This window comes from Anaerospora hongkongensis, from assembly GCF_004339805.1.
Taxonomy (GTDB): Bacteria; Bacillota; Negativicutes; order Sporomusales; family DSM-15969; genus Anaerospora; species Anaerospora hongkongensis.
The window spans coordinates 265,508-290,855 of record NZ_SLUI01000001.1; the positions used below are offsets into that span (position 1 = coordinate 265,508).

A 25,348-nucleotide genomic window follows, 5' to 3' on the forward strand; every position below is an offset into this window, starting at 1 on the left:
TGGGAAAAATTAATATTCACTTTCCCGTCGATCGCGGCGGTAGGCACTATACATTCTATCATAAGCATTATTCAAATCAACGATAATAACCTCATCGCCAATCCGCTTAATTGCAGTCCAGGGAATCGTCGAGTGACGATTTTCACTAAAAAAACTAAACATACTTCCTTTGGCGGGTAATACAAGGGACTGGATGCGGCCTGTGTGATCATCAAAGGTTAATTCACACTCATCTACTACGCCCAATCGCGAACCATCGCCCAGATTAATAACTTCCTTACCGGATAAATCGCTTAAACGCATTTTGCTTCACCTGCTTTTTCTTATTTATTCAATAAACGAAAGAAGAAAGGTTGTAGAATAGCCAGCCCCATAGAGAGTAATGCGAGAGGATCAAGTGCAATCGTATAAAGAGTTACTTTGGCAGGTAAGTCAATTTTCAAAAAAGATATTAACATTACAATTGATAGGTACAGGCCGCCAGCTGTAGCAACCAGCTCCTGCAGCGCTAAAGCCAGAGGGGATGCTTTGGGCGCCAATTCTTCCAGTGTGTTGCGGTATCTGTCCATTCTGAGCCAAAGCGACACCGCCGTCACAATTAACAATAAGAGCAATGCCAAAACAGCAATCATGGACATCCCTCCGTATTTCCTTATTTAAAGATATGCCTGCCAAAAAAATATATGAATATAATAGCAGAAAAGACCTGGCTGGAATACGGCCTTATAGCGTATTCCAACCAGGTCTTACTCTATGCTATGTTATCTATCTGCCGGTACTTCCCATTCCACCAGTACGAACGGACTGTGCTTGATCATCATCTGCTTTTAAATAGTTAACGAATATCCCTTGGGCAATGCGTGTGCCTTTATCAATTTTAACAGCAGTTTTGCCATGATTCATTACCGCTATCATAATATGTCCTTCATTATCGCTGTTATTATAATAGTCAGCATCAATAATTCCCTGACCGTTAATCAGTGACAGCCCGTGTTTAATTGCCATACTTGACCGGATATGAATACCCAGGTATTCATCCTCCTGCATGTAGGCCTTCAGGCCTGTAGGTACCAGTGTTACACGGCCTTCTTTCAAAACAATATCTTCCGCTGCAGCAATATCGTAACCGGCGCTGGCTGCAGTTTTGCGTTCCGGCAGGCTAATATAACCATAACCGCTTATTTGTTCAAATCCACGCTTTTTTATTTTCCTTCTCTCCTTTAAAAGGTCCTATCGGCAGGCAGCACTCTCTCGTCAATAGGCCCTAATGCGGTAAAGCAAAAAGTCTCCGGACGGAATAATCGCTCAGCCATTTCCTGTATATCTTGTATTGTTACTTGCTCAATCTTTGCGACAACCTCATCAAGAGAGATAAATTTTCCTAAGGTTATCTCCATTTTGCCAATACGGGACATTCTGCTGCTTGAGCTTTCTAAGCCCAGCAGCATGCTGCCTTTAATCTGTTCTTTCGCTCTTTTCAGTTCTTTTTCACTAATTCCCTCGCGCTTTAATTCGCCGATGCCAGCGAGAATGAGTTCAATGACCTGCTCCGTATTTGTCGGTCTTGTACCTGCATAGACAGTTAAAAGGCCCGCATCACTATAGTTGGTCTGATAGGAATACACAGAGTACGCCAGTCCCCGTTCTTCACGAATAGCCTGAAAAAGCCGTGAGCTGATTCCCCCGCCTAAAATATTATTTAATAGGTGGACAGGATAAATTTCCGGAGCATTCTGTGCTACACTGACCGTTCCCAGACACAAATTAACCTGCTCTGTTTCTTTTGCCTGAAATATGCGCGTGGGAGTTAAGGCAGGTATCTGATGGCGAACGGCTGCCTTTTTACTGGTTAATTTACTGAAAAAACGATTCGTCAGCTCTACCAGGGCTTCATGTGATAAATTACCGGCGGCTGCAATCACCATATTATCAGGTGTATAAAAATCACGGTAATAATCCAGGACCAAGGTACGGTCAAACGAGTTTATGGAATCGACTGTGCCTAAAATATTCCGGCCCAGGGGATGACCTGCCCAATTACGGTCAAGGTGGATATCATGTACCAGTTCATCCGGTGAGTCTTCATACATTTTGACTTCTTCCAAAACCACTTCCCGTTCCCTGGCTATGTCCTCAGGGTCAAACCGGGAATTGAGCAGCATGTCGCTTAAAATATCCATTGCCAGCTCAATATGAGAGTCAACAACTTTTATATAGTAACACGTATACTCTTTTGCGGTAAAAGCATTTAATTGGCCGCCTACTTCATCTACTATTTCGGCAATATCTTTTGCCGAGCGGGTGGTGGTACCTTTAAACAGAAGATGTTCGATAAAATGGGAAATGCCATGATTATGTTGTTGTTCACTGCGTGAACCGGTGCCGACCCAAACACCTAATGTTACCGACTTTACATAGGGAATTTCCTCTGTTACAACCCGAATCCCATTAGGTAATACTGATTTATGATACATGTCATACTCCTTTTTGCTATATAATAATACATTTCTGTCGCAATCTAAGAAATCCTGCTGGTTAAAACCGTGCTATTGAGCGAAATGCTGCGTAATGAAGAAAAACAGAGGCCTAACGGCCCCTGCCCATCTTCAGTAAAAGAACAGCTGCTATTTAAAATATGCAGCAAGCCCTTCCACTATACCCTGTGCCATTTGATTACGGTAAGAATCTTCCTGTAAGCGGGCCGCTTCCGCCGTATTTGTTACAAATCCCATTTCTACTAAAATACTCGGCATAGAGGCATTACGCAAAACATAGAAAGTAGCCGGCGAAGTCCCTTTATCAACAGCACCTGTCCGCTTAATAATATTGTTTTGCACTGCCAATGCCAAGTCGCTCGATTTACCACTCGGATAAAAGGTCATCGCACCGGCAATTGACGTATCCGGATTGCTATTAGAATGAACACTGACAAATAAATCGGCGTTATTCGCTTGAGCCATATCCAGACGGGCCTGCAGCTCTTCGCCTAAAGAACTTCCTTCGGCAGCTACCGTTGTGTCTGAACTGCGCGTCATAACAACTTTTGCACCAGCTTGTACCAATCTATCCCGTACTTTTAGGCCAACGGCTAAATTGTTATCCGCTTCACGGGTATCGTTAGCTACTGCACCTGGATTACTGCCGCCATGACCGGGGTCTACAACAATCGTTTTTCCTTTGAGCGAACCCAAGTTCTGATTTGCTCCGGGATCAGGCAAAGGATTTACCTTGCCTGGCGTGGATGGATCACTCTTGCCGCCGCCAAATATATTGAAAATTGGACCCAAGATTTTATCAAACAACAGGCCAAATATATTAGAAAAGAATCCCCCGTCTGCAGCATTATTGCCAGAAGATGCCGCCATGGTTGATGTGGCCAGGCTTCCTACCAATTCATCCAGAGCAGCTGCATGAGAGACTTGCGTCGGGATCAAAATGGATATTGCCATAAATACCAACATCGCAATCGCAAGAACTTTTTTATTATTCACCATTGCTACCTCCTGACACTGAACTTTCATTTCATTATTTTTTAATGGTAAGCTTATTTTTGAAGACTGGCCAATATCCTGGATCTTCTTCTCCTAATTTCCACATAGCTACACCAGCTATATCGTAACGATTGACAAGATCAAGTTTGTACTTCAGGCTTTCCTGATTTTCAAACCAAACCTGATGATCTATGCCATCCATATCTCGATAGGCAAAGTGCGGAGATTTTGCAGCGTCATCCCATTTTATTTCAGCATTATATTGCTTTGCTAAATCCATTACGGCACTATATTCCAGTGAATTGACGCCTTTAGTTGACCATTCATAGCCATATGCGGCAATACCCAGATACAGTTTGTTCTTAGGAATCAGCTTCAACGCATAATTCAAGTTTTTTTCCACCCAGTCAATACCGGCTATTGGCCCGGCCTTACTCCACATCCCATGGTTATCATAAGACATAATCATGATCTTATCAGCGAATTGGGCCAACTGGGCATAATCATAGGCAGCTGCAACATCATTCGATTCATCCTGCTTAGGAAAAACATCGATTGTTACTAGATACCCCTGCGGTTTTAACCGGCTGGAAAGCTCTTTCATAAACGCCGTTAAGTTATCCCTGTCATCGGCTGGAACCATTTCAAAATCAATATTAACCCCATCAAGTTTATATTGTTTTATATACGCCTCTAAATTGCCAATAGCTTGCGTACGTAAATCCGGATTTGACAACAGCGTATGAATTGGTATTTGCCCATTGGATTCTTTGGCATTATTCACAAGCAATAGGGTCGATACATTATTCTTACGTGCAAAATCCACGACTGACGCATGGTCATCGCCGCCGCGATTCGTTAAAGAACCATCACTTTGCAGCGTTGTCCAAAAAGGAGCAATTGTTCCAATAACGTCAGAATTTGCTTTTAACGAATTAAACGAGGAAGTATCCTGGCCCCACCATTCCGCATAAAAGCCAACAATCTCTTTTCCCTGCTTCGGAGTTTGGACTCCAGTTCCAGTATTACTCGGTACTGCAGGAAGAATATTGGCTAGTTTACCGAACAGATTGTCAATCAATGTTCCAATCAGTCCAACAAAGCCTTGGCTGCTGGTTCCACTTGTTTGTCCCATCAAATCCTGCAAAGAAAAAGCATAAGCTGGAGCAGCGGGTAACATAGCCGTCATTACTATGACCGCCACAAGCAACCCAGAGAGTTGTTTCTTATAGTCACGCACAGCAAACTCCTTCCTACTCCATAAACATTATGTCAACATGTTAACATAAACAAGATAATTTAGCAATAAAAAAATAGACATACATATGCCTATTTACATCAATTCAGTATATCACTTACAGTAGTTATCGTATACCCTTTGCTTTTTAGCTCCTTAATTAATTCCGGTAATGCTTTTGCTGTGGGATCGGTTGGATGCATTAATATGATAGCACCATTGTGGATTTTCTTTAATACCCGATTCTTCAGCACTTCTACTGGCGGTCGCTGCCAGTCAATCGTATCAATGCTCCACATAATTGTCGTATATCCCAGATCAGCGGCAGCTGCCAGGACATTGTCATTATATTCACCATAAGGTGGAGCATATAAAGTGGTTTTTACACTGGTCAGTTCTTTGACTAGTTCCTCGGTTCGAGTAATTTGTTCTTGATTCTGTTGCTTAGTCAAGTTATTAGGATGCGGATGGCTATACGTATGATTTCCCAATTCATGTCCGCGGCTGGCAATATCTTTCAGCATATCCGGATAGCGCTTTGCCCAGCTTCCACCAATAAAGAAGGTAATCTTGCTATTTTCCTGATCAAGCGTATTAAGCATATCCGGCAAGAATTCCTCCCCCCAAAAAACATTGCAAGCGAAGGCAATTTTAGGATTATTGGTATTACCACGCGATATAGGCTGGGGTTTTACCGGGGGCACCAGCTCTCCTAAATAAGGCTGAAGCATGCCGGACAGCATTGCAACCGTAAGAAAAACACCGGCTGCAAAAAAAACATACCACTGGGGAAAGCGTCGGATTATTAGCAGACGCATATTATCACCTCTGCGCCAATATGTATTTTTACTAGTATATTAGCGAGTGCCTCCTTTCATGAAAAATAAAAAAACATAAACCAAAAGGTTTATGTTTTTTAGGCTATTCCGCTTCGCGCGGCGGCTCTTCTTTCAATAATTCCTTGCGGGACAAGTTAACTCTACCCTGCCGGTCAATTTCCGTGACTTTAACCATAATTTCATCACCGATTTTTACGACATCTTCCACTTTGGCAACCCGTTCACGGGCAAGCTGGGAAATGTGGACAAGGCCTTCTTTTCCTGGAATAATTTCAACAAAAGCGCCGAAATTCATCAACCGTGTTACTTTGCCCAGATAAATTGCACCAACTTCTACATCCCGGGTAAGGTTTTGGATAATCCGAACTGCCTTTTGACCTGCTTCACCGTCAACAGCTGCAATGAAAACTTTGCCATCATCTTCAATATCAATGGTGACACCTGTTTCATCAATAATTTTCTTAATGGTTTTACCGCCTGGCCCAATAACATCGCGAATTTTGTCAGGATCAATTTCCATCGTAATGATCCGAGGTGCAAATGGCGATAACTCCTTACGCGGTTCGCGAATTGCAGCAAGCATTTTCCCAAGAATATGCGCTCTGCCAAGCCGAGCCTGTTCTAAGGCATCCGATAATATTTCTCTAGTGAGCCCGGCTATCTTAATATCCATTTGGATAGCTGTAATTCCCTTTTCCGTTCCGGCTACCTTAAAGTCCATATCTCCCAGGGCATCTTCCATCCCCTGTATGTCAGTTAAGATTGTGTAATAATCGCCATCTTTGACTAGGCCCATAGCTACACCGGATACCGGTGCTTTTATCGGCACCCCGGCGTCCATAAGGGAAAGAGTGCTGCCGCATACACTGCCCATTGAGCTTGATCCGTTCGATTCAAGAACTTCTGAAACAAGTCTGATCGTGTAGGGAAACTCCGATTCGGAAGGCAGTACAGGTACTAATGCGCGCTCTGCCAATGCTCCATGGCCAATTTCCCGTCTGCCGGGTCCGCGGGAAGGTCTGGTTTCGCCAACACTGTAGGAAGGGAAATTGTAATGATGCATGTAGCGTTTTGACTCTTCTACACCCAAACCGTCAAGAATTTGTTCGTCACCAATGGCTCCCAGCGTTGTAACCGTTAAAACCTGAGTTTGTCCACGCGTAAATAAGCCAGAACCATGTGTACGCGCTAATATCCCAACTTCGCTGCTTACAGGACGAACTTCGTCTACTTTGCGGCCATCGGGACGAATTTTATCTACAGTAATCATTTTGCGAACAGTTTCTTTGACAATTTTCTGCAGACAATTGCTTATATCTTTTGCATTTTCCGGGAAAAGCTCTGCAAAATGAGTCATTGCTTCTATTTTAAGTTGTTTAATTTGTTCTTCTCTCGCTAATTTATCAGGATTCGTGACAGCAATACGCATTTTTTCTGTTGCATACTCACGAACAGCAGTATCAATCTCTGCAGGGATTTTATACAGTTTGATTTCCCGCTTTTGCTTGCCTACCTGGGCCACAATATCATCTTGGAAAGCAACAATTTGTTTGATTACGTCATGACCAAAGGTTATTGCTTCCAGGACTATCGCTTCCGATAATTCATTAGCGCCTGCCTCAACCATGAGTACCGCATCGCGCGTACCGGCGATAACAAGATTCATTTCACTTTTAGCTTGTTCCTCTATTGTCGGATTAACAATCAGCTGTCCGTCAATACGGCCAACTCTTACACCGGCAATAGGACCATTAAATGGAATGTCCGATATGGACAATGCACACGAAGCCCCAATCATTGCCGGGATTTCAGGTGAATTGTTTTGATCCACTGACAGAACTGTTGCGATAACTTGTACATCATTGCGGAATCCATCAGCGAATAAGGGCCGAATAGGCCGGTCAATCAAGCGCCCGGAGAGTATTGCAGCTTCGCTGGGGCGTCCTTCCCGCTTAATAAATCCACCGGGAATTTTACCAACCGAGTACAAGCGTTCTTCATAATCAACCGTTAACGGGAAAAAATCAATTCCTTCTCTTGGTTCAGCGGATGCTGTAGCTGTTACTAAGACTGCAGTATCACCATATCGAACCAGCACCGCACCACCGGCCTGCTTAGCTAATTTACCCGTTTCAATGACTAACGGTCTGCCTGACAATAGCATTTGGAAAGTATGCATTCAGGTCTTCCTCCTCTTAAACACTCTTCTTTTTCTACCAAAGATTAACACTTCGACATTTTTTTTAGTATTCCCTTTTTTCTTTCTGCCTAACCCGAAAATAAATAAAAAAGCGGGAATATCCCGCTTTTCCATTATTTTCTGAGGTTCAGTTTTTCAAGAATTGTACGATAACGCTCTAAATCGTTGTCACGAAGATAGTTCAATAAACCTCTACGTTGACCAACCATTTTCAAAAGACCACGACGAGAGTGATGATCTTTCTTGTGTTCTTTCAAATGCTCAGTTAAGTAATTAATACGTTCAGTCAGAATTGCAATTTGCACTTCCGGCGATCCGGTATCATTTTCATGAACACGGTACTGTTCAATCAGCATTTGTTTTTGTTCTGGTGTAAGCATGACGGTCACCTCCTTCTCTTGTATCCCTATAGCCAAGATGATCGTCGGAGAGTCGATAATCCTCGCTACAGTTCATGTCAGATGCTGCGCATCTTCATACTCATTTATTCTACCACAAGGAATAATTACTGTAAAGTTTCTAATGGCTATTATTTCAAATTTAGAAAAAAACCTGTGCTTCAGTAATATCACGGGCAATCTGTTCTTTTAAGGCCTCTGCGCCGGCAAACTTTACCTCACCTCTGAGACGGGCTAAAAAGGATACCCGGACCTTTTTATTGTACAGATCATCATTAAAGTTTAAGATAAACACTTCTATCCTGCGGCTTTGTCCGTTAAACGTGGGATTTACCCCGACATTTGCTAATCCATTAAACCAAGTATTGCCTGTCATAACTTGTACGGCGTAAACACCGTCAGCCGGAATCACCATCCCGGGCGGCACAGGAATATTGGCTGTCGGATAGCCCAGTTGTCTTCCCCGCTGATCGCCACTCATTACTATGCCAGCCATTACAAACGGACGACCAAGCAGCTTCGCCGCCTGCTGCACGTCTCCGCTCGCAATCAGCTGCCTGATCAGCGTACTGCTGACCAGGGAATCATCAACTAATACTGCCTCAGGGACCTGAACATCAAAATGATACGATGCTCCAGCTTTTCGCAAAATCTCGGGGTTTCCTTTTCCCTGATAACCAAACGTATAGTTAGGTCCAACCACTACATGAGCGGGACGGAAATAGTGTATTAGCAGCTGGATAAATTCATCAGGCATAAGCTGTAGAAATTTTACATCAAAAGGTATGGACATCAAAATATCGACTCCCATGCCTGCAATAACTTCTACCTTTTCTTCTTCCGCCATAATAAAGGGCGGACAACGTTCGGGATCAATTATGCTTAGAGGATGATTGCGAAAGGTAAACACTACGCTGGTACCGGATGACTGCCTGGCCAGTTGTACCGCCTGTCCAATAATTTGCTGATGTCCGGCGTGGATGCCATCAAAGGTCCCCAAAGCTATCGCAATATTTTGATGCAAGCTTATATCCGCGAGTTCCGTAAACAGCTCCATACCATTCTCCTCACATACCTATAGGTTATTAGAATAAGCTGACAATATTTTTAGCGGCTTTAGCAACGAAGTTGTCCTGTCATACTGTCCTATTCCAATTAAACACTCGTTAGGGTCATAAATCCTTACTAACGTGCTTGGGCACGCTTGATAAAAAACCATTTTTCCCTGCTGAAGATTTTTACACTCAGCGTGCTTAAGGCTGACTAACGGCAGATGCATAACAGCAAAATCCATCGGCAGCAGTACCGACTCTTTCTTCTGACCAATCTCTTCAACAGAAATTGCTTGTTCCAGCGTGAAATCTCCCACTTTAGTGCGAATTAAAAAGCTCATTACAGCCGGGCAGCCGAGTTTTCTGCCAATATCCTGGCAAAGCGAACGAATATACGTTCCTTTTGAACAGTCCACATCCAGCAAAAGCTTTGATTGCTGTACTTGCAAAATTCGTATATCGTGAATAAAAACCTGACGTGCTTTCGGCTCAATAGAAATACCAGCTCGAGCTAATTCATACATTTTTTTCCCATCAACCTTGATCGCTGAATACATCGGAGGAATTTGCGTAATCGATCCAATAAAAGTCGCCAGCACTTCTTCAAGTCGCTGGCGGGCAGGGATTTCACACGGACCGGTCTGCGTCACTTTGCCGGTATCATCACCGGTATCAGTTTCAAAACCAAATGTAATTTCTACCCGATAACTTTTCGCTGCATCGGTCGAATATTCGATCAGTCGAGTCGCAGAACCTAAAAACACCGGCAAAACGCCTGCCGCAGCCGGATCAAGTGTCCCGGCATGCCCTACTTTTTTCATTGCAAAAGTCCGTCGAATATAAGCTACTGCATCATGTGATGTCATCCCAGGCGGTTTTAAAACATTTATGATGCCATTCATTTCATCACCTGATTTGTGCAACAGCAACAGGCAATACTTGCGCCATTGCGTTTTCCAACGTATCATGAACGGTACAGCCGGCAGCCCGAATATGTCCACCGCCGCCAAACTTCAATGCCACCTGACTCACATCCGCCCGGTGCGAACGGAAGCTGATGCGCACCGTCCGCTCGTCAATTGCCCGGAATAAAATAGCAATTTCTACCCCCTCAATTGAACGGGCATAATTGATGAATCCTTCTGTATTTTCATCAGGATCACTCAGTAAATCAGGCAGAATCGTCATTGTAGCAATTTTACCTTCATGATGAGTCTCAATTGTTTGCAACACTTTTGTCAGCGTTATCAAATTGGCAATCGACCGCTGCTCCAATGCTTCTGATATGCATTGCGGCTGTGCACCGGCTTCGACCAAATCAGCCGCATCACGTAAAGTAGCCGCTGATGTATTGGCATAACGGAAGAAACCACAGTCAGTCGCTATCGCAGTATACAGGCAGGTTCCGATATCCGCTGTAACATTCGATTTCATTAGTTTCAGCAGGGCAAGGATAATTTCACCTGTAGCCGCCACTTTGCTGTCAATATAGTAGTAATCTGCGAATTTAGTGTTTGATATATGATGATCCATGTTAAGGATAGGCGCCTTAACAATATTCTGTACTTTACCAATCCGCTCAATATCACTTGCATCCAATACAACAAGTAAATCTGGAGTAAACCGGTCATTATCGACCGGTTTACTGATTTTTTTCCAATTTGGTAAAAAATGATACATTGCCGGAACGACATCATCAAGCAGCATGCATACCTTCTTACCATCTGCCTGCAATGCCGCATATAGAGCCAGCATGGAGCCCAATGAGTCTCCGTCAGGATGTACGTGTGCAGTTAGCACGATTGTATTTGCACTATGCAGCATTTCAGCTGCCTGCGGCAATGATATTTCCATGCCTATTGATCCTCTTCCTGCTTTAGTTTATCCAGCAGCGTTTGAATATGAACGCTATGATCAAGCGATTCGTCCAATTGCAGCAGCAATTCCGGCGAATGACGGATCTTTAAGCGTTTTCCAACTTCTGCGCGGATAAAGCCGAGCGCTTTTTGCAACCCTTGCCAGGTATCTTCTTTTTGTTCCTTACTTCCGAACAAGCTTATATATACTTTTGCCTGACGCAAATCCCCTGTGGCTTCAACCCTGGTAACAGTCACAAAACCAATCCGTGGATCTTTAAGGTCAGTTAGAATCATCTTACTTACTTCTTGCTTAATAAATTCCTGGACTTTTTCTGTTCGCAGCTGACCCATTATAACCCCTCCGATTTTGCACTAACTACCAGGCTTAACCACTTCCATTGCGAATGCTTCAATAATATCTCCCTCTTTTATATCACGGAATTTTTCTATTGATAGACCGCATTCATAGCCGGTAGCAACCTCTTTTACATCATCTTTGAAACGGCGCAGAGCATCAATTTTTCCTTCATGCACCACAACACCATCGCGAATAAGACGGACTTGCGACGAATTCGTGATTTTGCCTTCCAAAACATAAGATCCGGCAACAACAGCTTTCGGAATGGAAATCACTTTACGAACTTCCAAGCGGCCTTGAATCACTTCTTTATATTCGGGTGCAAGCATACCCGTCATAGCTGCTTCCACATCGTTTATGGCTTCATAAATTACCCGGTAAGTCTTAAGGTCTACCTTCTCGCTTTCGGCAGCCTTACGCGCATTAGCATCAGGACGAACATTAAAGCCCATAATTAATGCATTGGAAGCGGAAGCAAGCATAACATCTGATTCATTAATTGCACCGACGCCGGCATGAATGATATTTACCCGAACTTCCTTATTCTTTAATGCCAGCAGCGATTGACGCAGTGCTTCAATAGACCCCTGCACGTCAGCCTTAATAACAATATTCAAGTCTTTCAGTGTTCCGTCTTGAATTTGCTTAAAGATATCATCCAGAGTGACTTTCTGCATTTGCTGCATCTCGTCGGTTCTCTTTTTCGCGATGCGTTTTTCAGCTACTGCTCTTGCCGTCTTTTCATCGGTTACGGCAAGGATATCACCAGCCTGAGGTACATCGGATAAGCCCAGGACCTCAACTGGCATTGAGGGTTCGGCTTTCTTCACCTTTTCCCCTCTATCGTTTACCATTGCCCGTACTTTACCATGGGCAGTACCGGCAATGATGGTATCACCAATGCGCAGTGTGCCTTTCTGAACAAGTACAGTGGCCACCGGTCCACGCCCTTTATCGAGCTGAGCTTCAATAATAGTTCCGAGAGCGCTGCGCTCCGGATTTGCCTTTAATTCCTGCATTTCAGCCACGAGAAGAACCATTTCAAGCAGATCACTTAAACCGGTCTTTTGCTGAGCAGAAACCGGCACCATAATCGTTTCCCCGCCCCATTCCTCTGAAATCAGACCATGTTCTGACAATTGTTGTTTAACACGGTCCGGATTTGCTCCGGGACGGTCCATTTTATTAACCGCGACAATAATCGGTACATTGGCTGATTTGGCATGATTGATAGCCTCAATCGTCTGTGGCATAACACCATCATCAGCCGCTACTACCAGAATAGCAATATCGGTTACTTTTGCTCCCCTTGCACGCATAGCGGTAAACGCCTCGTGACCCGGTGTATCGAGAAATACGATTTTTTTATTTTTATAGTTGACTTGGTAAGCACCGATGTGCTGTGTAATACCGCCAGCTTCCTGAGAAGTAACACTTGTCTGACGGATAGCATCCAATAAAGATGTTTTGCCGTGATCCACATGACCCATAATCGTTACTACAGGTGGACGAAGTACCAGTGTGTCTGCTTCATCTTCGATTTCCGGTATTTCGGTAGGATCCTCTTCCGGCGGCAGCTCTTCCACGATGATCCCAAAGTCCTCTGCCAAAATAGTGGCCGTATCCATGTCGACTTCCTGATTAATGGTAGCCATAACGCCCAGCATCATTAACTTCTTAATAATCTCACTGACTTCACGGCCCATTTTGGCCGATAATTCTTTAACAGTCAGCGATCCGCCCAGTTTTATTACTTTTGGTTTAGCCGGTTGAACGGGCTGTTGCGCTGGCTGCTGCCGGCCAGGCTGATTCTGCCTGCCTTGGTCTTTACCGCGGTTTCTGTTTTGATTATTTTGCTGGCCATATTGCGGTCTGCCCTTTTGCTGTTGTCCCTGCTGAGGCCGTGAAGACTGCCCCGCCGACCGGTTTCCAGAGAAGTTGGACCGCTGTTGATTATTGCCGGATTGCTGTTGAAAGGCTGGCCGGTTCTGACCCTGCGGCTGCTGTGGACGTTGTTGATTCATCCCCTGCTGCTGGTAAGGCGGTCTGTTGTTCTGCCCTTGCGGCTGCTGGGGACGCTGTTGATTCATCCCCTGCTGCTGGTAAGGCGGTCTATTGTTCTGGCCATACGGCTGTTGGGGACGCTGTTGATTCATCCCCTGCTGCTGGTAAGGCGGTCTGTTGTTCTGCCCCTGCGGCTGCTGGGGACGCTGTTGGTTCATCCCCTGTTGCTGGTAAGGCGGTCTATTGTTCTGGCCATACGGCTGCTGGGGACGCTGTTGATTCATACCCTGCTGCTGGTAAGGCGGTCTGTTGTTCTGCCCTTGCGGCTGCTGGGGACGCTGTTGGTTCATCCCCTGGTGTTGCTGCTGCTGGTAGGGCGGTCTGTTGTTCTGCCCTTGCGGCTGCTGGGGACGCTGTTGGTTCATCCCCTGGTGTTGCTGCTGGTAGGGCGGTCTGTTATTTTGCCCTTCACGCTGCACAGGCGGTTTTGATTGATGCTGTGCATTGTGTGCGGCTGGATGATCGGCGCCTGTCTGAATGGGTCTATTGACTTTCTCGGCTGTATCTGTTCCGACAGGTTTGGAAACTTTCGCGCCCTGATCTTCATTACCGGTTTTACGGGCAAACGTTCTCTCTAGAACTACCTTGGCATCATCGTCGACACTGCTCATATGATTCTTGGCAGTAATACTATTGCGGCTCAATATATCTATAATCACTTTACTGGTTGTACTATAATCTTTTGCTAATTCATATATTCTATGTTTGGACATTGATCCACCCCCAAATTTCTATCTCCCCAAATCAAACATCAGACAGAAGCTTAACAAGAGCCCGGTTAAATCCTTCATCGGTTAGAACAATAGCAGCACGCTGAACCTTCCCGATTGCTTCACCCATTTCTTGTTTTGAAAGAACTTCATATATCGGAACCTCATAATAGGAGGTTAAATCATGATAGCTTTTCTTGCTATTTACTGATGCATCAGTTGCGAGCAATACTATTTTTGCTTTTTTCGATCGAACTGCTTTTTCAACTGCAAATTCTCCGGAAACAATCCGTCCTGCCTTTTGTGCAAGGCCGAGTAAATCGGCAATTTTTTTTCTATCCATTTTGAATAAGACCATTACGGATGGATTCGTATACTTCCGGCACAACAGCATGCTTTAAAGCTCGTTCCAGCCTTTTTTCCTTATAGGCTTTTGTAAAACATTGCTCGGTTGAACAGACATACGCGCCGCGTCCAGCCTTCTTGCCGCTAGGATCTAGAGAAACTGTACCATCAGGAGCCCGGACCACCCGTATTAATTCTTTTTTGTTTTTCATTTCCTGACAACCAACACACATACGCTGAGGAATTTTCTTTTGCTTCATTTAAATCCCTCCTAATCGTTGGCTTGTGCTTGGGACTCACTTTTTATATCAATTTTCCACCCTGTCAATTTAGCCGCCAAACGGGCATTTTGACCTTCTTTTCCAATTGCCAGCGACAATTGATAGTCAGGAACGATAACTTTAGATATTTTTTCTGCTTCATTTGCCTCAACGGAAACGACTTTAGCAGGGCTTAGTGCATTTGCAATGTACTTAGCAGGGTCAACATTCCATTTTACTATGTCAATTTTTTCGCCTCTAAGTTCATTAACAATGGTCTGAACGCGCATTCCCTTATGTCCGACACAGGCGCCAACAGGATCTACGTTTTCATCACGCGAGTGTACAGCAATTTTAGAACGCAGTCCCGGTTCGCGGGCAACCGATTTCAGTTCAACGACACCATCATGGATTTCGGGAACTTCCAATTCAAAAAGACGCTTTAAAAGTCCGGGATGAGTGCGGGACACCAAGATTTGCGGTCCCTTAGTAGTCTTTTTTACTTCAATAATGTATGTTTTCAGACGATCGCCGTGTTTGTACGTTTCTCCTGGAATCTGCTCAAGCGGAGCAAGAATAGCCTCGGCTTTCCCCAGATCAACAAAGACGTTTTTTTGCTCAATACGTTGAACGATACCTGTTACAATATCGCTTTCCCGGTTAGAAAATTCCTCATAAATGATCCCCCGCTCAGCTTCGCGGATGCGTTGGACAACGACCTGCTTAGCAGTTTGGGCAGCAATACGGCCAAAATTTTTCGGAGTAACCTCCACTTCGACTACGTCTTCAAGCTCATAACGCGGATCAATTGCCCGTGCTTCACTTAAAGACATCTCCAAGCGGGAATCCTTTACTTCTTCCACTACCGTTTTGCGGGCATATACATGAATTTCACCGGTAAGTCTATCCAATGAAACATGCACATTTTGTGCAGAGCCAAAATTCCGCTTATAAGCTGAAATTAAAGCTGCTTCAATAGCATCAAAAATAATTTCCGACGCTATTCCTTTTTCCTTTCCCAATTGTTCAAACGCTTGCATGAAGTCTGCGTTCACCCATATTCCCCCTATTCAATTTTTCCTATCTAAAATGTAAGATGTAATCTAACTTGCGAGGCTTTTTCTCTTGGTATGGCCACATCCCGGCCTTCGATATCCAAATGGATTTCGCCATCATTCATCAGGCCCTTCAGCGTACCTACCATCATTTTGACACCATCAACTGGTGCAAAAGTATGTACTTCGACTTCATCACCGATATGACGAATAAAGTCCTTTTCTTTTTTCAATACCCGGTCTAATCCGGGAGAAGATACTTCAAGATAGTAACTTTCTTTAATTGGATCTAATTCATCCAATTTAGCTTCCAGTCGCTCACTGACCCATTGACAGTCATCCATCTCGATTCCTTCCGGTTTGTCTAAAAACACGCGCAAATACCAATCACGCTCTTTTACATATTCTACATCTACCAATTCCAAGTTAGTGCCATTGGTGATGTCTAACACCAGCTTCTCCACAAACTTCTCTGTTTGTTCCCGTGACATGCTTACACCTCCGTCAATCCAATTACTATTATTGTTACCGATTCTTATAGTACCTTATACCCTATATCTGGAAGTGGTCATATATGTAAAGCAACTCTGCCACACCAAGATGAAAGAGTGGGTGTAAAACCCACTCTTGTGAAACGCGGAAAATTGTACTACTTCTAGTATAGCACCGCATACAGGCGATTACAACAGAAAAGTGTATTTTTTAGGCAAACAGCATAATCTGATCGTCTTCAGGCAGTTGATCAAGACAACCATGTTCCTTCAGTATTTCGATTACCGTTTTGGAAATGCGCGATCGGTTGCGCAAGTCTTCTACCGATAAAAAAGGCCGTTCCTGCCGGGCCAGAACAATATTATGCGCAGCCGTATCACCAAGCCCCTGCAGCGAGGCTAATGGCGGCAGTAAGCCATTATCGACAATCAGGAATTTAGTGGCATCAGAATGGTATAAATCAACTTTATGAAAGACAAACCCCCGCAAATTCATCTCCAGCGCAATCTCAAGAATCGTTTGCAAGCCTTTTTCCTTTGCTGTCAATGTATTGCCTTTTTGTTCAAACTCAGTTAATTTTGCCCGTTGAACAGCTTCCCCTTGCACGATCAAATGGGCATCAAACTCTGTTGCCCTGACAGTAAAATAGGCTGCATAAAAAGCCAAGGGGCGATGAATTTTAAACCAAGCTATCCGAACCGCCATCATAACATAGGCGACAGCATGTGCCTTTGGAAACATATACTTAATTTTTTGACAAGACTCAATATACCATTCCGGTACATTCTTCAAGCGAATTTTTTCCACATCTTCGCTTTTAACCCCTTTTCCCTTCCGGACGCTCTCCATAATCTTAAAAGCAAGCTGAGGATCAACCGTTTTATGAATGAGATATACCATAATGTCATCCCGGGCCGATATAGCTTCCGACAGTTTGGCTGTCCCATTCTTAATCAAATCCTGCGCGTTGTTTAACCAGACATCAGTACCATGGGAAAAACCGCTGATCCGCACCAATTCACTAAAGGTTTTCGGCTTGGTGTCTTCCAGCATTTGACGGACAAATTTGGTACCAAATTCGGGAATTCCAAAGGTGCCTACTGTACTTCCCAGTTGGCTGGGAGTCAGTTTAAGTGCTGTAGTTGAGGAAAACAAACTCATTGTTTCCGGATCATCAAAAGGAATTTGCAGCGGATCAAGCCCCGTGACATCCTGCAGCATACGAATGACTGTCGGATCGTCATGGCCCAGAATATCAAGCTTGACCAGACGGCTGCTAATGGAATGATAGTCAAAATGTGTCGTAATCGTAGACGAATTTTTGTCATCAGCCGGATGCTGTATAGGCGTGAAGTGATGTACATCCATATCACGGGGCACTACCATTATGCCGCCGGGATGTTGGCCGGTTGTCCGTTTAACACCGGTACAGCCGGCAATTAATTTATTGATATGGGCATTACGAACAGTAAGCCCCCGTTCACTGAAGTAGTTTTTCACGTACCCATAGGCGGTTTTTTCGGCAATAGTGGCTATTGTACCGGCGCGGAATACATTATCCTTGCCAAACAGTTCTTCCGTATACTTATGGGCAACCGGCTGATAGGTTCCGGAGAAGTTCAAATCAATATCAGGTACTTTATCTCCATGGAATCCCATAAAGACGGCAAAAGGTATGTCATGTCCGTCTTTAATGTACGGGCTATTGCATTTAGGACATTGTTTATCCGGTAAATCAAACCCGCCGCCATAAGTGCCATCAGTAATAAATTCATTATGTTTGCATTCAGGACAACGCCAGTGCGGTGGCAGCGGATTAACTTCCGTAATGCTGGTCATCGTTGCAACAAATGAAGAACCTACGGAGCCCCGTGAACCAACCAGATAACCATCATCAAGCGACTTTTTCACCAGTTTATGAGCAATGAAATATAAAACCGCAAAGCCATTATTAATGATAGACTTTAATTCATATTCCAATCTTGCCGAAACGATTTCCGGCAGATCTTCACCGTATAAGGATCGCGCTTTTTCATAAGACATATCCCGGATTGCTTCTTCGGCCCCCGGTATTTTCGGTGAATACAATTCATCCGGTATCGGTTTAAACACTTCAATTAATTCGCTAATTTTCCGGGTGTTTTCCACTACCGTCTCATAGGCTTTTTTCTTTCCCAAGTACGCAAATTCAGTCAGCATTTCCTCTGTCGTACGGAAAAATAAAGGCGGCTGATGCTCCGCATCGGCAAAACCTTTGCCAGCCATCAAAATCTGCCGGTAAACACTGTCACCAGCATTCATAAAATGAACATCACAGGTTGCTACTACTAATTTATTTAATTTCTCTCCCAGCTCACAAACTTTATGGTTAATTTGCCGCAACTCCTCTTCGTTGGCGACAAGCCCCTTACGCAGCATAAATTCATTATTTCCGGTCGGCTGTATCTCCAGATAATCATAAAATGCTGCAACTTCCATTAATTCTTCTTCACTTGCCCCGTTTACAATTGCCTGGATCAATTCCCCTGCTTCACAGGCAGAACCGAATACCAAGCCTTCCCGGTGCTCAGCCAATATATTTTTGGGTATCCGCGGGGTACGGTGAAAATATTTTAAATGGGAAATCGAAACTAAGCGGTACAGATTTCGCAAGCCGATCGAGTTTTTTGCTAAAATAACGATATGATAAGCTTTATTAATATCGTCTTCAAATAAATAGCCTTCCATGCCATAGATAACTTTAATTCCCTCTTTGCTGGCTATTTCCTGTGCTTCCGGAAATGCCTGCACAACACCATGATCCGTTATCGCAACCGCTGGATGCTTCCATTTTGCTGCCGTTTTTATCAGGTTTTTTACTGACACGACAGAATCCATATTGGACATGCGCGTATGCGCATGAAGCTCCACTCGCGGAATTTCACTGGTATCCATCCGCTCCGGCTGACGCTCTGTCCGGTACATGCTGTCGGCAAATAAAACCAATTCGTTGGCAAACTTATCATACTGCACAGTGCCTTTTACTTTAATTGGCATGCCTTCTTTAAGAGCTTCGGCGACTTTTTTCGACTGCTCCTGCGTATCAAAAAAGGCTTTGCCGCTAAGGCCGTCTGTTGCATCTACAACGTCGAAGGTAAGTAAAAAGCGCCCTGACTTTAATTCCTTCATTTCAAAGTTTAGCAGTTCTCCTGCCACGACAATATTTCGCCCTTCTTCTTGGACAGCGGAAATGACTTGCGGCATATCCTTGATATTGCGGCCGAAAATCAGGGGATTTTCATCTTTTTCCTTGTTCTCAGAAACAGCGCTCTCCGTCAATGCTTCCAGATATTCAGGAGTTAATAAATCCGCCTCACAGTTGAGCGGTAAGTCAGCGTTACTGCTTTGAAAAGAAACAGTAACACGTTGTCCGCATTCATTCCAAATTGTAGCGGCTATGATTTCTGGAATGCCCCGTTCGGTCAGCATTTCTGACGATAAATCACCAACTGTTTCAATTGCCAGCACTTTACCGTTAAAATCCCATTGTGCGCTTGCCAGCAAGCAGCGAACAGTTTGATTATCACCAGCAATTTTACCAACAAAATCCGTCCAATGAGATTTTAAGTATTCCGCTACTGATTGTCTGGCGGCAATAAAAGCAACTTTATTCAGCCCGCATTGCTTGGCGAGCATTTGCCCGGCAAGATTGATGATATTTTCCGGAACTGGCTGCGTAAAGGCAATATGTATGTTCCAGATTTTCTTATTTATATCAACATATACCCGGCTGACTTTCGCACTTTGGAGTGCAGCCTTATGAGCCCTATCGATTTCCAAGTCATGGACAAAAGCCATAAAATTCTGCTGGTTTTCAGGTATAATACAGTAATTTTTCATGACTTTCTCTCCTTTACACAATTCGGGACAATCTCTATTGTAACATACCGACTTCAGGAAATGCACGTCCCATAAAAAAGGAAAAAAGCGTGTAAACTCACGCTTTTTTCCTTTTACCTATACCTGCGCTAAGAATGTACGAATCTCTTCAATGTAATGTTCTTTATTAATGAGGCGAACTTCACCTGTGCGCCGCGACTTAACTTCAATAACACCTTCATTCATCACTTTTGGGCCCACTGTAATTTTTAGTGGATAGCCAATTAAATCAGCATCTTTGAATTTGACACCGGGACGCTCATTGCGATCGTCAAACACTGTTTCAATTCCGGCTTTATTCAGAGCCAGATAGAACTCTTCGGCAAGTTTCATTTGTTCTGCATCTTTCGTGCTTATAGGGACAATAACTGCATGATAAGGAGCGATAGGTACAGGCCAGATAATTCCGTCTTTATCATTATTTTGTTCAATTGATGCTGCCATTGTCCGGCTTACACCAATTCCATAACAGCCCATGACCATTGGCTGTTCCCTGCCATTCTCATCAAGAAAGGTAGCCGATAAGGCCGCACTATATTTCGTACGAAGCTTGAAGATATGTCCAACTTCAATACCTCTTGCCTTTTTTACAGCCTGTCCGCACCGGGGGCAGGGATCGTTTTCCTGAATGAGGCGTATATCAGCAACTTTATTAGCAGTGAAATCGCGGTTGGGATTTACATTCACCAGGTGCTGATCCGGTTTATTAGCACCACAAACGGCATTGATCAGTTCCATAACCGTATGATCGGCAATAATTGTGACATTTTTTACGCCCACAGGTCCAATAAAGCCACTTGAACTTCCTAATTCTTTAATAGTTTGCTCAGTGGCTAACTCCAGCACCAGGCAGTTCAACTCATTTTTTACCTTTATTTCATTTACTTCGTGGTCACCGCGAACTAATGCCAAAACAACTTCTTTTTCGGTCTGATAAGCAACTGTTTTGATCAGCCGCTCAGGACTGACCTGTAAAAAGGCCGTTACCTCAGCAATAGTTTTAGCCTGAGGTGTATCAACCGCCGCTATTGGTTTCAGATCTTCCGGTGCCGCTTTTAAAGGCAATAGCTCCGCTTTTTCCACATTAGCAGCATAGTTACACTCCGAGCAGTACACAATAGCATCTTCGCCTGAATCGGCTATAACCATAAACTCATGGGAACCGCTGCCGCCAATGGCGCCGGAATCAGCCTCAACAGGCCGGCAGGTTAATCCGCACCGTTGAAAAATTGTCGTATAGGCATCATACATTTTCGTATAGCTTTCATGTAAGCCTTCTTCATTGCGATCAAACGAATACAGGTCTTTCATAATAAATTCGCGTCCCCGCATCAAACCAAAACGTGGACGGATTTCATCGCGATATTTATTCTGGATCTGGTATAACATTAACGGAAGCTGCCGATAAGACCGTACGTCAGTTTTGGCCACCGTAGTGATCATTTCTTCGTGGGTTGGCCCTAGACAAAAGTTTCGTCCGTGACGATCCTTCAAACGGAACATTTCATCTCCGTAAACATCCCACCGTCCTGTCTCTTCCCAGAGTTCAGAAGGCTGAACAATTGGCATTAATAACTCCTGGCCGCCCTTGGCATCCATTTCTTCCCTGACAATCGTCTCAATCTTTTTTAATACTTTCAGGGCTAACGGCAAATATGTATAAAAACCCCCCGCCGCCTTACGGATCATGCCGGCGCGAAGCATCAGCTGATGACTGGTAACTTCCGCCTCAGCCGGAGTCTCCCGCAAAGTTGGCGCATATAAATAAGAAGCACGCATAATTATCTTCCCTCCACGATAAGCTTATCTAGTTCCACAAATAACGCAGCTACCAGTTCCTCTTCCGGTACTTTGCGAAGGATCTCACCCTTGCGAAAAAGGATACCCTGTCCCATACCACCGGCAATGCCGATATCCGCCTCTTTCGCCTCACCCGGGCCATTCACAACACAACCCATTACAGCTACTTTTATTGGTTTTTTTACTCCTTTGAGACGGTCTTCCACCTGATGAGCAAGTGAAATCAGATCGATATTGCACCTGCCGCAAGTCGGGCAGGAGATAAGGGTTGGTCCATATTCACGCAGTCCCAATGATTTTAGAATCTCATTGGCAACCTTCACTTCTTCTACCGGATCTCCGGTAAGAGAAACTCGTATCGTATCACCAATTCCCTGTGATAACAGCGCGCCGATCCCTACTGCCGATTTAATGACCCCCGAGTTTACCGTGCCGGCCTCAGTAATTCCCAGATGCAAAGGATAATCCTTCGTATCCGACATCAATCGATAAGCCGCAATAGTTGTAGGAACATCATTTGCTTTTAATGAAATTTTAATATCATAAAAATCAAGATTCTCCAAAATGGCAATATGCTGCAATGCACTTTCCACCATCGCAGCAGGCGTAGGATGTCCACCATGTTTTGCTAATAAAGTTTTATCCAAAGAACCGGCGTTTACACCAATGCGAATAGGAATTCGCTTTTTTTGCGCTTCTTTAACAACTTTTTTTACATGCTCTTCCTGTCCGATATTGCCTGGATTCAGCCGCAGACCATCAATTCCCCGCTCCAGGCAGCTCAAGGCCAACCGGTAGTCGAAATGGATATCAGCAATCAGCGGTACGGTAACGAGCTGCTTAATCCTATCAACAGCTTGGGCAGCTGCCATATCAGGAATAGCTAAACGGACAATATCACAGCCTGCAGCAGCTAATGCCTGGATCTGCTTGACTGTCGCTTCTACATTATCAGTCTTGGTATTTGTCATTGACTGGACAGAAATAGGGGCATCCGATCCAATACCCCTATTGCCGATTTGAATGGTTCTGGTTTTTTTTCGATCCATATTCTCACCCTAAAACAGTTTCAGTCTGCTAATGTCTTTAAATGTAGCTAAGACAAATAATAACATCAACAGAGCAAAACCAATCATTTGTACGAACTGAAGGCTATTGCGGTTTAACGGCTTGCCGCGTATTCCTTCTACAGCTAAGGTAACAACGTGTCCGCCATCCAGCACAGGAACTGGCAGTAAATTAATCAACCCCAGATTAATACTCAAAAAAGCAGCGAACTGCAGGAGAGGAATCAAGCCACTTTGTGCTACCTGTCCGGCCATTTGGGCAACTCCGATTGGCCCAGCCACATCTGCTTCAATTTTTCCGGTTACCATTTGCCCTAAACCAGCCAGCATGCTGGCGGCAACGGTATAGGTATGCTTCACCGCTATGCTTACTGCCTCAATAATGCCAGGGCGTTTGATAATAATTTCCGGTGTAACACCGATAATCCCTCTGTTCGCCCGTTGATCATATTCGGGAACTAACGTAACTGAACGGGCAGTTCCACTGCGTTCTATGCTGATCGTCAGCTGATTGCCCGCATTGGACTGAATAGTAGCAACAAATTGCTGCCAAGTAGTAACAGCCGAGCCATTAACGGCCTTAATGCGGTCACCTGGCAATAAACCGGCAGCAGCAGCCGGTTTGTCCGGTAAAATACTGCCTACTATTGCCTGTTCGGAGGGCATTTCAATGCCATACCCTAAAAAAACGATGACGAAGAGCAGTACCGGTAACACAAAATTCATTGCCGAGCCTGCAATAATGACCAGCATTCGCGCCCAAATGGGTTTTGCAGAGAAAGAGCGTTCATCCTGCTCTTCATCAGGATCCATTCCGGCAATTTTATTGAAGCCGCCTAAAGGGATAATTCTGAGAGAATAAACTGTCTCTCCATATCGCCTGCTAAAGATTTTAGGACCAAATCCGATAGCAAATTCATCTACTCGCATTCCTACCATTTTGGCAGTCATAAAATGCCCTAACTCGTGAACAAAAACCAAGAGACCGAAAACAAAGATAGTCGCTATTACAGTGGTGGACAATACAATCACCTACCTATGTATTTTCTCTTTCATACCGAGTACAAGCTCTTGAGCATACTCACGCGCCCATAAATCGGCTGCGAAGATTGCCGGTAATGAGGGTGCTATCACGTTTTGATGCCGACTAACCGTATTTTCAATGACAGTAACGATCTCTAAAAAAGGTAATTCTCCTGCTAGGAACGCATTCACGGCAATTTCATTGGCAGCGTTAAAAACACATGGCAGCGTTCCGCCGCACCGGCCGACATGATAAGCTAACTCTAGACCGCGAAATGTCTTTGTATCCGGCGCCATAAACTCCAGACTGGTCAGCTGGGTCCAGTTCATTACCGGAGCAGGTGAAGATAGGCGCTCAGGATAGGTAAAGGCATATTGGATAGGCAGCCTCATATCCGGTTTTCCTAATTGAGCAATCGTACTGCCATCAACGAATTCCACCATGGAGTGAACGATACTCTGGGGATGAACCACTACATCGATATTGTCATATTCAATGCCGAAAAGCCACTTGGCTTCAATTACTTCCAGACCTTTATTAACCAAGGTTGCCGAATCAACCGTAATTTTCTTTCCCATTGACCAGTTTGGATGACGCAGACATTGTTCAACCGTAATTGTTGCTAACTGTTCTGTCGTATACCCGCGGAACGGACCACCGGATGCTGTTATCAGCAGACGTTTGACCGTTTTGGCCGATTCACCGTGCAAACACTGCATTAAGGCGCTGTGTTCACTATCGACAGGCAGTAATTGAATACCTTTTTTCTTAGCCAGACGAGTAACAATTTCTCCTGCCGCAACCAGAGTCTCTTTATTTGCTAGTGCGATATTCTTGCCTGCTTCTATCGCAGCGATTGTCGGTTTAATTCCCGCAGCGCCCACCATAGCAGTAAGAACAGTATTTGATGCCGAAAGTGTGGCTGCCTCAAGCAGCCCCTCCTCACCGGCAAGAATCCTGGTTGCTCCTCTGTAACGGCTTTTGAGGCGGGCTGCCGCTTTATCATCAATCAAGACGGCAATCTGGGGATTGAATTTTTCAATTTGCGCTTCCAATAAATGATCATTATGATGCGCAGCCAAAGCAGTTACCTGGTAAAGCTCCGGATGATAAGCAATTACCTCCAATGCCTGCGTACCAATCGAACCTGTGCTTCCCAATATTGCGATATGATGCATG

Annotated in this window: 23 protein-coding genes; all 23 read right to left on the reverse strand. The window is 44.4% G+C overall.

All coding sequences use genetic code 11. The features are described 5' to 3' along the window. Positions 1-9: 9 nt before the first annotated feature. Complete coding sequence (locus EV210_RS01410; protein ID WP_132074448.1) at positions 10-303, reverse strand: YlmC/YmxH family sporulation protein; 294 nt, start codon at positions 301-303, stop codon at positions 10-12. Positions 304-323: 20 nt separating this feature from the next. After that, positions 324-632, reverse strand: a complete 309-nt coding sequence (locus tag EV210_RS01415; RefSeq protein ID WP_165898750.1) for a hypothetical protein — start codon at positions 630-632, stop codon at positions 324-326. Positions 633-765: 133 nt separating this feature from the next. After that, positions 766-1,206, reverse strand: coding sequence for a dUTP diphosphatase (gene dut, locus EV210_RS01420; protein WP_132074454.1), 441 nt, complete (start codon positions 1,204-1,206; stop codon positions 766-768). A gap of 14 nt (positions 1,207-1,220) precedes the next feature. Next, a complete protein-coding gene (locus EV210_RS01425; protein ID WP_132074457.1) occupies positions 1,221-2,474 on the reverse strand; it encodes a M16 family metallopeptidase in 1,254 nt (417 codons plus the stop codon). Between the two features lie 150 nt (positions 2,475-2,624). Then, positions 2,625-3,494 carry an N-acetylmuramoyl-L-alanine amidase family protein gene (locus tag EV210_RS01430; RefSeq protein WP_243650390.1) on the reverse strand — a complete coding sequence of 290 codons (870 nt, stop codon included), beginning with the start codon at positions 3,492-3,494 and terminating at the stop codon, positions 2,625-2,627. A 31-nt stretch (positions 3,495-3,525) separates the two neighbouring features. Beyond that, positions 3,526-4,680 carry a glycosyl hydrolase family 18 protein gene (locus EV210_RS01435; protein WP_243650391.1) on the reverse strand — a complete coding sequence of 385 codons (1,155 nt, stop codon included), beginning with the start codon at positions 4,678-4,680 and terminating at the stop codon, positions 3,526-3,528. A gap of 149 nt (positions 4,681-4,829) precedes the next feature. After that, positions 4,830-5,546: a polysaccharide deacetylase family protein gene (locus tag EV210_RS01440; RefSeq protein WP_132074463.1), complete on the reverse strand. Its 717-nt coding sequence runs from the start codon at positions 5,544-5,546 to the stop codon at positions 4,830-4,832. A gap of 103 nt (positions 5,547-5,649) precedes the next feature. After that, positions 5,650-7,746 (reverse strand): polyribonucleotide nucleotidyltransferase, encoded by a 2,097-nt coding sequence (locus EV210_RS01445; RefSeq protein ID WP_132074466.1) that lies wholly within the window; start codon positions 7,744-7,746, stop codon positions 5,650-5,652. Between the two features lie 134 nt (positions 7,747-7,880). Beyond that, positions 7,881-8,147 (reverse strand): 30S ribosomal protein S15, encoded by a 267-nt coding sequence (gene rpsO, locus EV210_RS01450; RefSeq protein ID WP_132074469.1) that lies wholly within the window; start codon positions 8,145-8,147, stop codon positions 7,881-7,883. Between the two features lie 160 nt (positions 8,148-8,307). Further along, positions 8,308-9,222, reverse strand: a complete 915-nt coding sequence (locus EV210_RS01455) for a bifunctional riboflavin kinase/FAD synthetase (protein WP_132074472.1) — start codon at positions 9,220-9,222, stop codon at positions 8,308-8,310. A gap of 18 nt (positions 9,223-9,240) precedes the next feature. Then, positions 9,241-10,119 (reverse strand): tRNA pseudouridine(55) synthase TruB, encoded by an 879-nt coding sequence (truB, locus tag EV210_RS01460; protein WP_132074475.1) that lies wholly within the window; start codon positions 10,117-10,119, stop codon positions 9,241-9,243. A 4-nt stretch (positions 10,120-10,123) separates the two neighbouring features. After that, a complete protein-coding gene (locus EV210_RS01465) occupies positions 10,124-11,071 on the reverse strand; it encodes a DHH family phosphoesterase (protein WP_132074478.1) in 948 nt (315 codons plus the stop codon). A gap of 2 nt (positions 11,072-11,073) precedes the next feature. Continuing rightward, positions 11,074-11,427, reverse strand: coding sequence for a 30S ribosome-binding factor RbfA (rbfA, locus tag EV210_RS01470; protein WP_132074481.1), 354 nt, complete (start codon positions 11,425-11,427; stop codon positions 11,074-11,076). 21 nt (positions 11,428-11,448) lie between these two features. After that, positions 11,449-14,211 (reverse strand): translation initiation factor IF-2, encoded by a 2,763-nt coding sequence (infB, locus tag EV210_RS01475; RefSeq protein WP_132074484.1) that lies wholly within the window; start codon positions 14,209-14,211, stop codon positions 11,449-11,451. A gap of 31 nt (positions 14,212-14,242) precedes the next feature. Then, positions 14,243-14,551, reverse strand: a complete 309-nt coding sequence (locus EV210_RS01480) for a L7Ae/L30e/S12e/Gadd45 family ribosomal protein (protein WP_132074487.1) — start codon at positions 14,549-14,551, stop codon at positions 14,243-14,245. Next, a complete protein-coding gene (gene rnpM / locus EV210_RS01485) occupies positions 14,544-14,813 on the reverse strand; it encodes an RNase P modulator RnpM (protein ID WP_132074490.1) in 270 nt (89 codons plus the stop codon). Before rnpM ends, EV210_RS01480 begins: the two co-directional genes overlap by 8 nt. An 11-nt stretch (positions 14,814-14,824) precedes the next feature. Further along, positions 14,825-15,868, reverse strand: a complete 1,044-nt coding sequence (gene nusA, locus EV210_RS01490; protein ID WP_132074493.1) for a transcription termination factor NusA — start codon at positions 15,866-15,868, stop codon at positions 14,825-14,827. Positions 15,869-15,897: 29 nt separating this feature from the next. Continuing rightward, positions 15,898-16,359 (reverse strand): ribosome maturation factor RimP, encoded by a 462-nt coding sequence (locus EV210_RS01495; RefSeq protein ID WP_132074496.1) that lies wholly within the window; start codon positions 16,357-16,359, stop codon positions 15,898-15,900. 211 nt (positions 16,360-16,570) lie between these two features. Beyond that, positions 16,571-20,239 carry a PolC-type DNA polymerase III gene (locus EV210_RS01500; protein ID WP_132074500.1) on the reverse strand — a complete coding sequence of 1,223 codons (3,669 nt, stop codon included), beginning with the start codon at positions 20,237-20,239 and terminating at the stop codon, positions 16,571-16,573. A 117-nt stretch (positions 20,240-20,356) separates the two neighbouring features. After that, positions 20,357-22,057 carry a proline--tRNA ligase gene (locus tag EV210_RS01505; RefSeq protein WP_132074503.1) on the reverse strand — a complete coding sequence of 567 codons (1,701 nt, stop codon included), beginning with the start codon at positions 22,055-22,057 and terminating at the stop codon, positions 20,357-20,359. Positions 22,058-22,059: 2 nt separating this feature from the next. Then, the gene (ispG, locus tag EV210_RS01510; protein WP_132074506.1) at positions 22,060-23,127 is read right to left on the reverse strand and encodes a flavodoxin-dependent (E)-4-hydroxy-3-methylbut-2-enyl-diphosphate synthase; all 1,068 of its coding nucleotides are present in this window, start codon (positions 23,125-23,127) and stop codon (positions 22,060-22,062) included. A gap of 9 nt (positions 23,128-23,136) precedes the next feature. Continuing rightward, entirely contained in the window at positions 23,137-24,168 is a 1,032-nt protein-coding gene (rseP, locus tag EV210_RS01515) for an RIP metalloprotease RseP (RefSeq protein WP_132074509.1), read from the reverse strand. A 9-nt stretch (positions 24,169-24,177) separates the two neighbouring features. Continuing rightward, the gene (locus EV210_RS01520) at positions 24,178-25,347 is read right to left on the reverse strand and encodes a 1-deoxy-D-xylulose-5-phosphate reductoisomerase (protein ID WP_132074512.1); all 1,170 of its coding nucleotides are present in this window, start codon (positions 25,345-25,347) and stop codon (positions 24,178-24,180) included. Position 25,348: the final 1 nt, after the last annotated feature.